The organism is Chryseobacterium endalhagicum (genome assembly GCF_016745235.1).
In the GTDB taxonomy this organism is placed as follows: Bacteria; Bacteroidota; Bacteroidia; order Flavobacteriales; family Weeksellaceae; genus Chryseobacterium; species Chryseobacterium endalhagicum.
Map to the genome: position 1 here is coordinate 1598724 of NZ_JAELVM010000001.1, position 16771 is coordinate 1615494.

The 16771-nt window shown below is 39.0% G+C and carries 9 protein-coding genes and 1 tRNA gene; 5 read left to right on the forward strand and 5 right to left on the reverse strand.

The window, feature by feature from the left end; genetic code table 11:
• Positions 1-690 precede the first annotated feature (690 nt).
• Positions 691-1038, reverse strand: coding sequence for a DUF4377 domain-containing protein (locus tag JET18_RS06995; protein ID WP_202089902.1), 348 nt, complete (start codon positions 1036-1038; stop codon positions 691-693).
• A gap of 139 nt (positions 1039-1177) precedes the next feature.
• On the opposite strand from JET18_RS06995, the gene JET18_RS07000 reads away from it, so the two are divergent.
• Positions 1178-3199, forward strand: coding sequence for a hypothetical protein (locus JET18_RS07000; protein WP_202089903.1), 2022 nt, complete (start codon positions 1178-1180; stop codon positions 3197-3199).
• A 479-nt stretch (positions 3200-3678) separates the two neighbouring features.
• On the opposite strand, the gene JET18_RS07005 is transcribed toward JET18_RS07000, so the two are convergent.
• The 3 genes from JET18_RS07005 to JET18_RS07015 all read right to left on the reverse strand — a co-directional run bounded on the left by JET18_RS07005 (position 3679) and on the right by JET18_RS07015 (position 8246).
• The gene (locus JET18_RS07005) at positions 3679-4035 is read right to left on the reverse strand and encodes a DUF962 domain-containing protein (RefSeq protein ID WP_202089904.1); all 357 of its coding nucleotides are present in this window, start codon (positions 4033-4035) and stop codon (positions 3679-3681) included.
• A gap of 187 nt (positions 4036-4222) precedes the next feature.
• Positions 4223-5893, reverse strand: coding sequence for an APC family permease (locus JET18_RS07010; protein ID WP_202089905.1), 1671 nt, complete (start codon positions 5891-5893; stop codon positions 4223-4225).
• Positions 5894-6005: 112 nt separating this feature from the next.
• On the reverse strand, positions 6006-8246 hold the full coding sequence (locus tag JET18_RS07015; RefSeq protein WP_202089906.1) for a CocE/NonD family hydrolase: 2241 nt from the start codon (positions 8244-8246) through the stop codon (positions 6006-6008).
• A 238-nt stretch (positions 8247-8484) separates the two neighbouring features.
• Here JET18_RS07015 and JET18_RS07020 point away from each other — a divergent pair, with 238 nt between their 5' ends.
• Together JET18_RS07020 and JET18_RS07025 are read left to right on the forward strand one after the other, a co-directional pair.
• Entirely contained in the window at positions 8485-11448 is a 2964-nt protein-coding gene (locus tag JET18_RS07020; RefSeq protein ID WP_202089907.1) for a tetratricopeptide repeat protein, read from the forward strand.
• A 71-nt stretch (positions 11449-11519) separates the two neighbouring features.
• Positions 11520-13289, forward strand: coding sequence for a TonB-dependent receptor (locus JET18_RS07025; protein ID WP_202089908.1), 1770 nt, complete (start codon positions 11520-11522; stop codon positions 13287-13289).
• A 77-nt stretch (positions 13290-13366) separates the two neighbouring features.
• Here JET18_RS07025 and JET18_RS07030 read toward each other — a convergent pair whose 3' ends face one another.
• On the reverse strand, positions 13367-14464 hold the full coding sequence (locus tag JET18_RS07030; RefSeq protein WP_202089909.1) for an alpha/beta hydrolase: 1098 nt from the start codon (positions 14462-14464) through the stop codon (positions 13367-13369).
• 278 nt (positions 14465-14742) lie between these two features.
• Between JET18_RS07030 and JET18_RS07035 the strand changes: the two genes are divergently transcribed.
• Positions 14743-14816, forward strand: a tRNA-Arg gene (locus JET18_RS07035).
• 304 nt (positions 14817-15120) lie between these two features.
• Positions 15121-16764 (forward strand): T9SS type A sorting domain-containing protein, encoded by a 1644-nt coding sequence (locus tag JET18_RS07040; RefSeq protein WP_202089910.1) that lies wholly within the window; start codon positions 15121-15123, stop codon positions 16762-16764.
• The last annotated feature ends 7 nt before the right edge of the window (positions 16765-16771 follow it).

Here is a 16771-nt window from a genome sequence, read left to right on the forward strand (position 1 = left end):
GGTAAATTTCTAAATTGCAATTTTGTTGCTAATGCAATTTTGTTGCAATTTAAAAAAATAATATGATTCAGCTTATACTTATTCAATTAATTCTGAAGATGGGGAGAAAAAAATCAGAGAATGGTAAATAGATGTGAATTGTAAATTGTGAATTTTGAATTGTGAAAACTGTCGGGTAGCAGGATAAAAATTCCTGAAGCAGATAAAGTTTTTTCAAACGCAAAGTTTGAAGATTATGACTTTATACTTTAGGAAGGCAAAGGCAAGAATCAATTGAAATTGATCCGATGAAGCGTGTGGATAAAACGTCCGCTTATTCAGTGGTGCAGCCACACCTCTTTGTTTACCTTTAAGCTAGGGGATATGGCATGAAATCTTTGCGTTAAAGCAAACTCTGGTTGGCTCTGGATTCGCAAAAATAGAAAGGTATAATTTTTTTCACACAAAGAAAAATTATTATACTATTTATAAAGGAAGTAAAGATGGAATCAATTTCATTGATTTAGATGAAGGGAATGATATGTAATGATTTAGAAATTTCATGCAGATTAATCAGATCATGCAAATTTTACTTTTTTTTAATCTGCTCTATCTGTAGAATCTGCGAGAGTACATAATTTTTGTTAATATGCATAAGGGTATGGAGGAATAGAAAATAAAAGCTCCCGAATTTTTCAGGAGCTTGAGATATTATTTTTTGGTTTTGGAAACCTCTTTAATCAGAGTGTATTTTATTGAAGATCCGTCAGCTGGCGGATTAGCAATTTTTTCTGTTTTAACTTTTAAAACATATTCATATCCCGGCTCATAGGTAAATCCTTCAATGTTCGTATAGAAATTCGTCCAGCTTTCTGAAGCTTTTTCTTTTACCTGCAGACATTTCATTGGTGCTACTCCCGTACAGTCAGCAGTTTCAGGTCCTACGATGAACGTTTTTTCATCTGCTCCGGAAGCGCTGGCCGCAGTGGTACATTGTGTCATGGCAAATAGGGCTAGTGCAGGAACAGCTCCTTTTAGAATTGTTGCTATAATTTTCATAAACTTTATTTTAAACCTTAGTTCACAATTACTGTGCCGAAGTTTTTGCCGTAGTTCTTCTATTGTTTTTTAGTTTTTAATTATTTAATTTGAGCGTTTGTAAAAATGTAACCAAAGAACACAAATACTAAAATATCATATGGAAAATCCAATTCAAATTGAAAATTACAAAATTCAAAAACCTGAAATTTGGGCGGGAAATATCAATGATCAGGAGCTGATTGATAAAATTAAAGATTCTGAATTCTCAAGAAAACAGATTGATGAAGGAAAGGATTACTGCTATTTCCTTGACAAAAAATATTATACAAGCAATAAAGAAAACAGTGAATATGTATGCATGGCCTATACGCTGAATGAGCCGGGAAATCTGGAACGGGCTTCTGTTTCGGATGTGATTGTTGAAGAAAATGAAGTGTACAGCATTCACCGGATCAGTGTTTTGAGAGACGGCGTATTGATTGATAAAATTCCGGATACGAAAATAAAGGTTCTTGACAGTGAGAACCAGAGCAGCGGTGGGATATTGAGCAGCAACAAAAAGATCAATATTACTATTAAAGACCTGAGACTTTATGATGTTCTGATCATGGAAGATTCAAGGTTTAAAGCTTTTACAGAACGTGATTTCCTCAGAAAGGAATTTTCAAAATATGTATGGGTAAGCCCGGATAATTACTGGGCATACGGCAGTTTTAAATTTACTTTTATCAACGACCGCGAGCAGACCGTTTCCTACAAAAAAACCTTCTTCAGAGATGAACAGGGCAACGTTCTGGAACCTAGCACCCACAGTCTGAAAAAAGGAGAGAGTTTTGTGATTGAAGAGGAAAATTATCTCAATCCGGTAGATGCAGGACGTGAGATTTTCCCGTTTATAGATTTTGCGACGGATGCTCAGTGGAAGGACCTTTCAAACTATATTGCCCCGATGTATGAAGATATTTTCAGCAGTTATTCCCTGAAAGATTTTGCGCCTGATCTTGCCGAAAAGCTTGATGCGGTAAACGGTCAGGATGAAAAGCTCCAGTTTGCCATAGAATATGTACAGAACCATATTTATTATGTTTTCAATGCCGATGAGATGAATGGTCACAAGCCGCAGGAACCTTCGGTAACCTATGAGAATAAACAGGGCGACTGTAAGGCAAAATGTGTTCTGCTGAAAGTGATTTTAGATTATATTGGCGTAGATTCTAGAGTGGTTCTCGTTAATTTTCATACGGATTATTATATCAGATATTATCTTCCATCGCTGTTAAGCTTTAATCATGTGGTGGTAAAAATCAGTTATAAAGGTCAGGAATATTTCGTGGATGCAACGGTTCGTGATGAATTCGGGCTGATAGAAAACCGCGGCTTCATTTATTTTATGCATTATCTGGAAGTAAAACCGGATCAGGTGCTTCAGGAAAGAAAAGCACACAAGTTTCCGTATTACTGCATCGATGAAAAAGTGGAATTCAATGCCCAGAATACCACCGGCCGCCTGAAACTGATGACCACCTACAAGGGAAACCGCGCCAATTCGATGAGAAGGTATTTTAAAAACACCAATAAACGGGAGATTGTAGACAGCTGGAACAGTTTCCTGTTTTACGGACTTAATTATTCCAATGACAGAAGCGGAACGGACGTCAGAAATATTTTCAAAGATGCCGCCATTGATATTGTAAGCGATGATAAAAAATTAAACGAATTCAAAATTCATTATTCCGCCACAGTAGAAAATCCATATTATACCGATCCGCAAAACAACCGGTTTTTGATGTATTTTGACCGAAACGTCATCAAAGCAAGCGCCCGGGATTTTATGCATAAAGATCTTCCTTTCTGGCATAATTTCGACAGTGAGAAGTACGAAATCAGCCTGAATACAGATCAGAAGATCGATACGGAAGAAAAATACACGGTCCAGGAAAGTACGGTCACCAATCCGTATTTTGATTATAAAAGCCGGAAAAAAATCACTAAAAATGGTGTTACCGTGAATATTGAATACAATCCTTTAGTCAATCTGGAGATTCCCAAAGATCAGTTTGAAACGTTCAGGGAAGCCCATCATACGGTTGCTGACAGTAATTTCGGATTGGGAATTGATATTATTGAACCGGGACTGATGAACAGACTGAAGTTTAGCTTTAAGAAGAGGTTTAAGTAATTCGGGTTGCGGGTTTTCGGGATTCGGGATGGCGTGTTTGAGTGTTTTAGAGTAAATGAGTCTAATGATTTTCTGATCTAATATTTAATGAAGGGCAGGTATCTGGTGGCAGAGGTTCTCGAAGCCACCAATAAATTGTCTTCGAGTTTAAAGCGGGTTATTTCCGGTTTGTAGTTTAGGATTTCGGCGGCGGCCGGAGGCCGCCGCCGAAATCCTAAACTTATTAAAAACAGATTCCTAAAAATCTGAGATTTTTTCAAAAACTTAAGTGTAAAAAAACCTGTGTGCTTTTTGAAAAATTAAGATCAATAAAGAAGGTAAGAACAGTTAAGAAAAAATCTAAAGATTTTTTAAGCAGTAACTTTTTTAGCGAAGCTCATCTTAATAATCTTAAAAACTTCAATCGCCTTACTATTTCAAAAATTTAAGGATTAAAAGTCTTACTTTCTAAAGCTTAAATGTACCTTTTATGGTTAAAATCAAAGCTGACTCTCAGAACCCTCAGCTTCTTTAGGCTTTGGAGCTATTCCCCTGAATTTCTGCTTACCAATCAGCAGCTCAAAGAAAAGCCTGAAATCTGAAATCAGTGACCATAGCGGATATTTAAAAGTGGCCGGTTTATTTTTTTCAATGATGGCATGGCTGAACCAGGCGAATCCATACCCAAAGATGGGAATATACCATAGAAACCTTTCTTTTCCGGAGCTGATCACATACCAGATCACCACAAATACCAGAAGAGTTCCAATGAAATGAAAGATTCTGGTTCCTGTTTTACTGTGTTCGGTAAGATAGAACTGATAAAATTCTCTGTAATTTTTTATTCTTTCTGACATGGCGGCATTAGTTTGTAGTTTATGTTGAGATCTATGCAATAATTCTGCCGATTTGATGGTGAAGTAAAAAGGCGAAAAGGCTAAAAAGAAAAAAGGCAAATTTGCTGATTCGCAAATTTGCCTTTTATGTAATATTTTATACAGGTACTGATTATGCCCTGTTCATTTGCGTTGTAGCACTTTCCATTTAGCTATTTCTCAGCTTACTGTTTCTATAGCCATAGCAGAAGTAAATCACCAGACCCAGCGCGAACCAAAGTCCGAACCAGAACCAGTTTTCATGACTCATTCCGGTCAGCAGATACAGACATGAGCTTAAGCCGATTAAAGGAATTAAAGAGAAGTTTTTAATAAAGGTGAAGATACACAGCACCAGATTGATCAGGATGAATACAAACATAGAGGCTCTGAATTCTCCTTCTTTAGGATCGTTCCAATCCATCAGATTCGTGAAAAATTCCGGCTGCCAGATATAAAAAGCGATCAGTCCGCCGATGAAAATAACCGGAAATATAATCTTACCATTAATATAAGGAAGATGGAATCTGCCTTTGATCTTTTCTTTGGCTGGAAGCATCAAAACTCCGGCACAGACCAGTACGAATGCGAAAATGGTTCCGATACTCGTAAAATCAAGGATGAATGTTTTATCCGTAAACAGGATAGGAACACCTACCGCAATACCTGTAATAACGGTTGCATAAGAAGGTGTTTTGTATTTGGGATGAACTTTCTGAAACCTTTGAGGCATCAGTCCGTCACGGCTCATGGCGTACCATATTCTCGGCTGTCCCATCTGGAAAACCAATAACACGGTAGTGATCGCAACGATGGCAACAAATGAAACCACAAGTTCCATCCACGCTACATTGGCATTGGCTTTTTCAAATATAAATGAAAGCGGATCTCCTACACCGTCAAATTTTCTGTAATCCACCATTCCGGTAAGAACCAGCGTCAGGGCAATATAGATAAATGTACACAGCACAAGGGAGATGATCATTCCTTTCGGAAGGGTCTTCTGCGGATCTTTTGTTTCTTCTGAAAGCACACTCAGCGCATCGAAACCAATATAGGCAAAGAAAACCCCAGAAACCGCACTCATAACGCCTGCAAAACCATTTGGCATGAAAGAAGCAACCTGCGTTTCGGGATTAACCGGTGTCCAGTTGTCTGTATTAATATAGGCAAAACCTACAAGGATAACCAGGACAATAACGGCCAGCTTTAAAATAACCAGTGAATTATTGAAATTTTTACTCTCTTTTACTCCTACGTAACAAAGCCATGTAATTAGACCGTTAATCACCAGTGCAGGAAGGTCAACGATGAATTTCAGGCTGCCAAGGAGTGGAGCTGTGTTCCATGCATTGAGCAGTTCTTTGTTTTCGGAACCATTTTCAAAAGCTTTTCTGGCTTCGGTATAGCTGCAGGTAAGATAATCGGGAATATGCATCCCAAGACGTTCTAAAAAGCTGGTAAAGTAATCGGACCACGAAAAAGCCACATAGATATTCCCGAAAGAATACTCCATGATCAGTGCCCATCCGATGACCCACGCGATCAGTTCTCCAAAACTGGCATATGCATATGTATATGCTGAACCGGCGGTAGGAATTCTGCTGGCAAATTCAGCGTAGCACAATGCGGTGAAACCACACGCAAAGCCACAAATCAAATATAATAGAATCACTCCCGGGCCGCCTCTGAAAACTGCTTCGCCTAAACTGCTGAAACTTCCTGCTCCAATAATGGCCGCAATGCCAAAAAAAACGATATCCCAAACACCTAAAACCCTTAATAGATTAGTAGATGTATCTGTTTCTGAATAGTTTTTCCTTCTGAAAAGTTGATTCATTCAATATTTTATTTGAGTTTGAAAAAAAGCAAATGTAATGATTTTTTATTTTGATGTTATCCGTCATCGTAATATTAGTTAAAAATACTGACAGTAGATCATTTAAATGCCTTTATTCTTGATAAATAGGTATTTCCACATAACTGTCGTTGTACCATTTTATTTCCAGCGGCTCACCCGAATCTTTGATCGTCTCATCGCTGACATCCTTTCCTGAACCGTAATTGATCTGCCAGTTCGGGTTTTTGTTGACACCCACAAGCAGAACCAGTTTACTTCCCTTTACGATTTTCTTACTCATGAATATTGAATTTTTGATCGGGATCTGCTCTGTTTTCCCAGGCGTAAGAAGCTGCCGCTTTTCATTGTCTTTTGCATAGCTGGCTCTTACCATGTGGGTAGACAGTAAAAAGGTCTTGCCATCCGGCTGGATCTGGTACAAAGACATTTCCGTATCAAAATCTTTTTTATTGATCGAAACATTGAAGAACCCGCCCGGATTTCCACTCATGATAAGGTCTTTATCCAAAATCTCACTTTCAAAATAAACAGAGTTTGTGGTTTTTACACTATCAATTTTGCTTACTTTATGATAGGTTTCTTTCTGATCACGGTTTTTGAAATCAACGGTTTGGGTCACAAAGCTTTTGCCTGAAGGCTGTTTGAAAACCGATGGTGCGTTTTTATGATCCTGAAGATAAAATTTAACCGTTGAGTTATGCATTTTTTCAAGAGTGGGAGCATGTTTCCATGTATTGGTGCTCATCACCTGGAAATTAATCCTGTCTTTTAAAAGGGCCGGTTTTTTACCGTCTTTCAGGGTATAATCAAACCACGAAAAAGCAAGGTCATCAATGCTTATTCTGGCTACAGGATCTATCGTAGTTCCGCTAACGGAAGTAAATCCAAAGCTCTGGGCACCGCCGTGATTATACGGACCAATGACCAGATAATGATTAGCATTTTTGTTATACAGATGATGCGATTTAAAATAAGACATCGCCCCGATCTGGTCGTCATCATAATATCCCGTAGTCGTTAAAACAGGAATATTGATGTTCGCGAAATCTTCTTTGTAAGGAACCATTTTCTGCCAGTATTCATCATATCCCGGATGATCCAGCCATCTCTGAAATATCTTGCTGGGTTTACCGCTTATGGTGTCCAGAGACCGGAATGATTTTCCGCTTTTATACCATTCGGAGAATACAGATTCCCATTGGGCGAAATTATTGAAACCAGCTTCATCCGTCAGCTTATTGTTCGTTACATACTGGATCCACTGCAGCATATAGCTCATGAATATATTGTTCTGTGCGGGATAATCTATGCCGATTCCTACCGCAACCTGAGGAACAATGGTCTTTAAGGCCGGATGCAATTTTTTCACAGCTGCCCACTGGCTGAAGCCCAGATAACTTCCGCCGATCATTCCGACTTTGCCGTTGCTCCAGGGTTGTTTGCTTACCCAATCGATCACTTCATAAATATCCTGAGATTCATGCTCGAAGGGATTGTTCTCGTCATTACTGGTTCTTTTACCGCGGGTATTCACTACAGCACCTACATAATTGTAAACGGCTGCTCTTTTTCCGAAATAAAGATCAATCTCGCCTGCGTAGATATTATTGGTAAGAATAACCGGAAGGGGAGACGTATTTTCCTTTTTTCTGACAATGGTAATGGTCAGGGTATTTCCGTTTTTTGTTTTAATATCTTTTGTTTCGATGATAAACTTTTCCTGGTCCTTTGCAGCAACTAGCTGCGTGATCTGAGGCTTTAGTCTTGAATAGGTTTTATAGTTCAGGTAGCTTTTGCATAAAGCCAGAGCCGAAGCGTAATCTATGCTGTCCTTATCTTTCTGCTTATTGAGCGCTTCCGTCATGATTCTTTTTGAATCCCGAACGTCACCATCCACAGCGATACCTACTTTGGCGGTCAGCTGGTCGGACAGGCTTTCATATTTTTTATTGAATGCTTTTTGAAGCGCTTCAGGAAAAGGAATTTTGTCTTTTTCTTCATTCAGTTTGGCCAGACTGTAAAATTCATGAACAATGAATTTATTTCCCGCCATATTGTGATCCGCAAATTCTTTCCGGTAATCGGATAGGGTAGCGACAGACTTTTTATACTCTCCGGCAAGGATCTGCAGGCGGTACAGGTTGTCTGTGAAGGCAAGCCGGTTGGTTTTTTTGAGTTTCTGCAATTGCGGCTGGGCCATCAGTTTTGTGGCAAGCAATGGTATTTGTTTCTCCAGAACCGTAGAGTCTGCTACTGCTGTTTTTGGGAAGTACAACTTCTGGGCGTGCATCAGATTGACAAATATTAATGCTAAAAGTATCTTAATTTTCATGTTATGGTATGTTTTTAGCTGCTGTAGAAAAAGGATTAATTCAAAATATTTCTATGATAATTCTATATTGATACGACTTCAGTTTTTAAAATGCTAAAGTAATCAATTTTTATCATGGAATGGTGAAATGTCTTCAATAGGTATTTTAGAGTATTAAACCTTTTAAAACTTGCTTAAACAATAAGTTTTTAATATTTTCGTTAACTTATATAGACTAATTTTTTTATTCAAAAAAAGAATGAATTCAAAAAAAATCCTTCTCTCAGCTGCAGTGCTTTATTTCGGAGTTTCCGAAGCACAACAGTCACAGTACTTTACACAGAAAGAAAATTACAGATTCAATCTCGCAGAAAATCTCTATCAGACCAAAATATACAATGCTTCCCAGTTCGAATATGCAAGACAGTATTTCTATAATCAGAACTTGTCTAAATCCAGAAAAGAGGCAGCACAGTTTTTTGATAACGTGATCGGGGTGATTCTGCAGAAAAATCATGCGGAGGAAGGGTTAACAGCCTTCATGAAAGAGTATCCAAATTCTGCTTATTTTGCCCAGGCCAATCTTCCTCTGGCGGATTACTATCTGGCTAAAAAAGATTTCGAAAAAGCGTTGGAAACCTTGAAAAAAGTGAATCAGTATCAGCTTTCAAAAGAAGAAAATACACAGTATATTCTGAAACTGGGCTATGCCAAATTCATGATGGGTGATACCAAAGGCGCGACAGATGCCCTGGAAGAAGCTTACAAAACAGCAGATGAATCTCAAAAAGGCGATATTGCCTATATGCTGGGCCACCTTTATTACTCGAACAGACAGAGTGATAAGGCATTTCAGTATTTTGATTCCGTAAAAGACCAGCCGAAATTCTCGAAACTGGTGCGTCCGTACTATGTGCAGATGTATTACAACGACAAGAATTATGATCAGGCGATTACGGAAGGAACCGCGCTTCTGAACGAAGATATTTCTGATTCCTATAAAGCAGAGGTTCACAAGATCATCGGGGAGAGTTATTTCATGAAAAATGACTATAATTCAGCCTATCCTCACTTAAAAGACTATCTGAATGTACAGCAGAATCCTTCTGAAAATGACCTTTATGAAATGGGATTTGTCGCTGCACAGCTTAAAAAATATGATGAAGCGGTTTCTTATTACAACCAGCTTGTCAACAGCAACTCGGCACTGGCTCAGAATGCTTATTATCAGTTGGGAAATGCCTATCTGGCAGTAGATAAAAAGCAGGAAGCCCTTTCTGCCTTCCGTTCTTCTTACCAGATGGATTATGATGCCAAAGTTAAAAAATTAGCCCACGAACAGTACGCAAAACTGAGTTACGATATCGGAAACCCGTTTGAAAGTGCTTCGGGGGTAATTCAAAGTTATATCAACGACAATCAGAATGATGCCAACGCTCCGGAAATGAGATCACTTCTTGTGAAATCTTATCTGTATTCAGGGAACTATAAAGAGACCCTGAACGCGATTGACAGACTTCAGAATTCCACTCCTGAGATCAATAAAGTGGATCAGGAGGTTTCTTACTTATTGGGAACGGAAGAATTCAACAAAGGAAATTATGATGAGGCGGAAACGTACTTCCTGAGAAGTTTAGGATTTAATATCAACAAAGAATTTTATAACAGGGCTTTATACTGGCTTGGACAGGTGTATTACCAGAAAGGGAATTATCCGTCTGCCATTGCCCGCTATGAAAAGCTTCTTAATGAAACCTTCCCTGAGAAACAGCAGCTGCCTTATGATTTAGGCTACGCTTATTTCAAAGCTAAAAAATTCGATCAGGCGCAGACGTACTTCAAGCAGTACCTGAGCAATCCGAAACCTGAATTCAAAAATGATGCGGAACTTCGTCTGGCAGATATTCACTATGCGAATAACGACCTGAACGAGGCGATTGCCATTTATGATAAGAATGAAGATGCCACAGATTATACTTTATACCAGAAAGCGATGGCTTTAGGGTTTAAGGGTGATACACAGGCGAAGATCAACAATTTAAAAAATCTTTTATCCAAATATCCATCCTCTGAATATTATGACGATGCCCAGTATGAAATGGGAACGGCTTATGCAGCGCAGGATGATTTTGCCAATTCCAACGATGCTTTTGCCAAAGTAATTAAAACCTCTTCGGACAAAGATCTTATTGCGAATGCCTCTATTTACAGAGCGCAGAATTATATTGATCAGAACCAGAGTGATAAAGCCCTTTCTGAGCTTAAATCTTTAGGAGAGCAGTATAAAAATACAGCGTATGCCGCGAAAATTGTTCAGGCCGCAAAACCGATCTTCACGAAAAACGGAGACGTTTCCGGATATGAAAACTTTGCCAGAAATATCGGGGTGAATGTGGATGCCGCGGAGATCGATGAGATCAACCTTTCTACCGGGAAGCAGTATTTCACGAAGAAAGATTACAAAAACGCTATTTCTTACTACGAAAAATATCTGACGCAGAATCCTACCGGAGAAGGTCTTTATCAGGCTAAATACGAGTTGGGAGAAAGCTATTATCAGACGAATAACGCCACAAAAGCACTTCTTGTTCTGCAGGAGGTAGCCGCTGTGCAGAATGATTACCAGGATGATGCACAGACTCGTCTGGCCCAGATCTCTGTAGCACAGGGTAATACCGCCGAAGCGAAAAAATATCTTGAAAACATCAAGAATTCTTCTGACATCGGCATTAGAAATTATGCCAATGTAGAGCTGATGAAGATCTATGCCAGTGAGAAAAACTTCTCCCAGGCTGAAAAACTGGCTGATGCAGTGATTGCCAATACGAAAAACTCAGCTGCAGTTATTGAAACTGCGAAAGTGATCAAAGCGAGAAGCCTGATGAACTCAGGCAAAGACAAGGATGCACAGTCTGCATACGTTTCTCTTGAAAAATCATCCAATACCTCTGTAGCAGCGGAAGCTCTTTATGCAAAAGCTTATTATCAGAATAAAGGAAAGGCGTTCAAGTCTTCGAATGAGACGATCTTTAAACTGGCCAACAATTATGCATCAGAAGATTATTGGGGTGCCAAAGCTCTGGTACTGATGGCTAAGAACTATGTAGGCCTTAAAGATAATTACCAGGCGAGTTATACCTGCGACCAGATCATCGAGAACTATAAAGATTTCCCGGAGATCGTAGCAGAAGCAAAAGAGGTGAAAAAGCAGATTAAGAAGTAAAATGTACAGTGTACAATGTAAAGTGTAAGGTATGAAATATCCTGCATTTTGCATTAATACAAATTATAGACATGAACAGAAAAATTCAATTATTATCCATATTATTTTTAGGGTTTTCGCAGTTTGCGTTTTCCCAGATCAAGGAGGAAAAGCTGATTCTTAACAAGAAGCGGGAACCGGAGGTGAAGAAGATCGAGAAGAAGAAAACCTCTGTGGAAACCATTAAGAATTATCCGCCGGAAGAGAAATCCCAGAACCCTGTAAAATATACCATTACGGATGTGCCTGCGGTTTCGGATTTTAAAACTTCCACCATTCAGGGACAGGATGTGACTCCGAAATTTGAAGGAACGGCTCAGAATAATTATCTGCAGTTCGGAATGGGTAATTACGGGAAAATTCTTGCAGATGCCAATATTTCGAAAACACTTGACAACAAGCTGGAAGTAGGGGCAGATTTCCATTTCCTTTCTACACTGGGACTGAAAAAAGAATATGCATGGGATTCCAAGCAGAGCTCTACATCAATTGGAGCCTACCTGAATTCATATGGTGAAAAAGGAAAATTCAATCTGAATGCCCAATACGGACTTGATAATAACAGATATTACGGAATCTATGCGCTGGAACCTTCTGCGGATGTTGATCTGAAGCAGAGAGTGAATCAGTTCAAAGTGAATGGATATTATGATTTTTATTCCAATGAAATTTTAAATGATGTAAGGGTAAAATCATCGTTCCTGAAAGATCATTTTGATGCTCAGGAAAATCAGGTGTCCATTTTGGCGAATCTTTCCAAGCATGCGGTGGAGATCGGAAAATCCGGTATCAATTTAAATGCTGATCTGGGAGTAGGATTGGAAGCTGTGAAAACGGAATTTGCCATAGCAGACAAAAACTCATCCAATTTCTTTAATACGACACTGGATCCTAAAGTAACATTCAGAAAAGGAGATTCCTATTTAATGTTAGGATCTACATTTTCTTTCCTGAATGCTAAAAATTCAAACACTCCGCTTGGAGGGGAAGTGAAAAACAATAAAACCTATTGGTTCCCGCAGGCAGAATTCCAGTTTGCTGCGGCTAAAGAATTCAAATTCTATGGTGGGGTAGACGGAGGTCTGAAGCTGAATACGTATGGAGATCTTCTGCAGGCGAATCCATTCATTCTTTCTGACCAGTTTTTAAGACCTACTGAGACCCAGTATCACTTTTATGCAGGTTTGAGAGGGGATATTGATGAAACATTCAAATATGATTTCTCTGCAGGGTATGGAAAGATGAAGAATATTATGTTCTTCCAGGGAAATAACCTATTGGATAACACCTTTACGCTGAACCGTTCTGCCTACAATTTTGCGAATACATTCTCAGCGGTTTATGATGACGGAAATGTAAGCGATATTAAAGGGAGTGTACAGTATTTCCCGCTTGAAAACCTGGTTTTGGACGGGGAAGTAAGATTCAGAAAATTTGATCTTAAAAATTACGAAGATATTTACAATGTTCCTTTGGTGAACGCAAGTATCGGGGCGAAATATACAATGCTTGATAAAAAGCTGCTGTTAGGATTCCAGGGAATTTTTGCCAGTGACCGGACAACCAATTCTTTTGCGCTTGAAGGAGTCGCCAACCCGGATCTGGTGTATCAGTCTACAGAAAACAGGAATGACAAAGTAGGAGGCTATGCAGACCTAAACCTTTCTGCAGAATATAAATTCCATAAGAACTTCAGTGTTTTTGCCATCGGAAACAACCTTCTGAACTCTAATTACCAGACGTACAAAGGCTATAAAGTCCTGGGAGCACAGGTTCTGGGAGGGGTGAAAATTACTTTCTAAGCTCAGGATAACTCAATAAAAATAGAAACCTTACATTTTCAGGATGTAAGGTTTTTTTGTTTTATAGCTGTTGTGTTTTATTTTTTGTCTGTGACCGTTGGGAGAACATCATTTAATAAGGTAACCAGCATTTTTCCGGGTTCTTCCCAGGGAATAAGATGAGCGGAATTTTCAAACCAGATTCCTTTTTTGGCAGGTGCTTTTACATTTCGCAGCCAGGCAGTGGTGGGTTCGGAAGGTGTGGTGTAGTCATGACGTCCCATAAACATAAAAACGGGGATCGGAAAGCTTTTTATGCCTTTAAAATCAACATTTAAAAACTCAGGTAAGAGCCTTTTCAACGTAAAAAGACTTCCTCCGCCAAGAGCGTCAAGATCCTTTTCCGAATATTCTGAGAAGAGGAGAGGGGCCTGAAAGTAATACCTTGAGTCATTCCTGAATGCAGTAAGCCCGCCATAGTATTGCGGCCATTTTCTGGCAATGATAATTCTTTCTCTTGTTACCGGCTGGTTTCCGGGATATGGAGCAATGGATTTCAATTCTTTGACGGCGGTATCATTTTTTAAACGGATGGCTTCTTTCATAGCATATTCAACGCTTAACCGCTCGTTATCTTTCGTATTGATGATCTGCCCGATCCCAACATATGAATAAAATAAATCAGGTCTTTTCAAAGCCGCATGCATAGAAACGATAGTTCCCCAGCTGTGGCCCATCAATATGACTTTTTTCTTCTTATATTTTTTCTCAATATACTCCGCGAGCTCAATAACGTCTTTTACATACTGATCAATATGGATGGTTTTCCCTAAATTAACGGTATCATTAATCGCGTAGGTCTTTCCCGCTGCTCTCTGATCGTAGTTGACCACCGTGAAATATTCTTCAATGGGCCTCTGAAACATCCACATCACCGGACTTACAGGCGAAGCCGGACCGCCATGCACAAACAGGATAACCGGGTTTTCTTTATTCTGCCCTCTTACATATACCTGCTGTTTTATATTTCCTATGATAACAGGATAACTTTCCTGAATACCGTTAGGAGACACAATGGAATCCAGATCTCTGACGATTTCTTTTGCTTTGGCATACTCATCATTAACGGCCTTATTCTGGGCGAAAAGTGTGGCTGTCCAGAAAAATAGAAGGGCTGACAAAATTTTATTTCTCATAATTTTTTGATCTGTGAAATGTATCTTATGTTTCCTGTATAGGTCTGAATTTTATTTTGAATGTTACATATTTTGTTATTAAAGATCTGACCTTTAAATGTTTGTCCCGAGACTGTTTCTTTTGTCGGATATTATTTTCAGCGGATCATTCTGCAGTCCTGTAAATAATTATTAGAATTAAACTTTGCAGTCCTTTATAAATTGTAAAAAAATCAGTATTTTCGCAGTCTTAAATCATAGCAACAGATGAATTGGAAGTATTCATGGCTTATGAAACAGGCTGCGTAGTTCAACTGGATAGAATATCAGATTTCGGCTCTGAGGGTTGGGGGTTCGAATCCCTCCGCGGTCACTTTTTAATAAAAGAGAATTTGTAAATTATTGTTTTTTAAATAATTGCATCTTCTCTTTTTTTTGTTCCCGGATTTCTAATTATCCCAATAAGATTCAATATCTCATCATCTTGTTTTAAGCATAAATTTTTACGTCCATTTTAATACGACATGTTCTGTCGCTTTGCTGTCATAAATTAGCAGTTAAAGCAAGGAATTAAATCTTCCCGTGATAAAATTCATATTAAATCTTTTTAATGGGAATTTAATATCTGTTAAAAAGTATTAAATTTGCAGAATTTTAAAAATAAAAAACAAAAACAAATGAGAAAACTCTACATGAGTGCATTGACGATGTGCACACTTCTTGGGCTGTCTGCTCAGGAAGTATTGTGGCAGAAGGACATCAAATCTTCTACACAGGATTTTCTAAGCCAGATAACGACGACGATTGATCAGCAGTATCTGATAACTGGTAGCTCTATTCAGGCAGGTTCCCTTCGAGAGCCTCAGGGAACAGCAAGTAAGCAGAATAATGGCTATGATTTTCATTTAGTCAAGCTTAACCAACAAGGTGAGGGGATTTGGGAAAAATATTTCTCAGGACAGAACCATGATTATATTTCCGCTTCTGTCGCTACGCAGGAAGGAGGATTTTTGATTGCAGGAACTTCCTACTCAGGAAAAGGTTTAGATAAAAAAGAAGATTCAAAAGGAGGCTCGGATATCTGGCTGATCAGAATCAATGAATTTGGGGATGAGCTTTGGCAGAAAACTCTGGGAACTTCTTCAGATGAGGAAGCCAGATCTGTTATCCAGACTACAGATTTTGGATTTGTTGTGGCCGGAAATAAACAAAGTTCCCTTCGAGAGCCTCAGGGAACTAGTGGTTATGGTTCCAAAGATGTTCTGATCACTAAACTTGACAAGAACGGAAAAATTCTTTCTGAAACCATTTTGGGTGGAAAAGGTCTTGATGAAGTGGAGAAAATAATCCCAACGAAAGATGGAGGAGCATTGCTAGGGATCTATTCGAGGAGTTCCGAGGTTCGGGCTTCAGGGTCCGTTGATAAAACGGCTGGTGCTACCGCGTATCCCGTATCCCGCACCCCGAAATCTACAGATAACTACGGCGAAGGTGACTACTGGATCGTAAAGCTTTCCAAAGAAGGAAAAGTAGAGTGGGAAAAGAATTTCGGTGGAAAAGGGGATGATCACGTAAGAACATTGGCTTTAACATCCTCAGGATATTTAATTGGAGGAGAATCCAGATCAGAAAAATCAGGAAACAAAACGGTAGGGATTGAAGAAGGAACTGATCTGTGGTTGATTTCACTTAACGAAAGAGGCGAAGAAATCTGGCAGAAATCTTACAATTTTGGGAACCGCGATATTCTGATGGGAGCAAGTGTGATTCAGAGCCAGGATTCAAGAGCCAAGAATCAAGACTTTACAAAAGGAATTTTACTGGGAGGTTACACCCAAGCCGAGGGACGTATTGAGTCGGACGATGAAAAGTTTTGGATGCTGTATCTGGATCAGGAGGGTAATGAGCAGTGGAGGAAACATGTCAAAGGAGAATCCGCCAAAAAAGAGGAACGGTTATCAGATATTAAGCTGAACAGAGACGGTTCTATTATCCTTGCCGGAACCAGTGCAGAAGAATTAGGAAAAGAGAACTGGAAAATTGTAAAGTTGGGTGACAGTCAAATCAATAAGCTGATTGAAAAACAAGACATTAAAATTTATCCGAATCCGGTTTCAGAGTATGCTTATGTGGAAATTGGCTTTGATTTCAAAGAGGCAGACATCCTGTTGTATGACATGGGTGGAAGACAGCTTCAGAGCCTGAAAACGAAGAATAAAGTGACTAAGATTAATACCCAGAATTTAATTCAGGGGGCTTACTTGGTGACGATAAAAACAGACACGAACAAAACGGCTAGTGCCAAATTAATTAAGAAATAAAACAAAG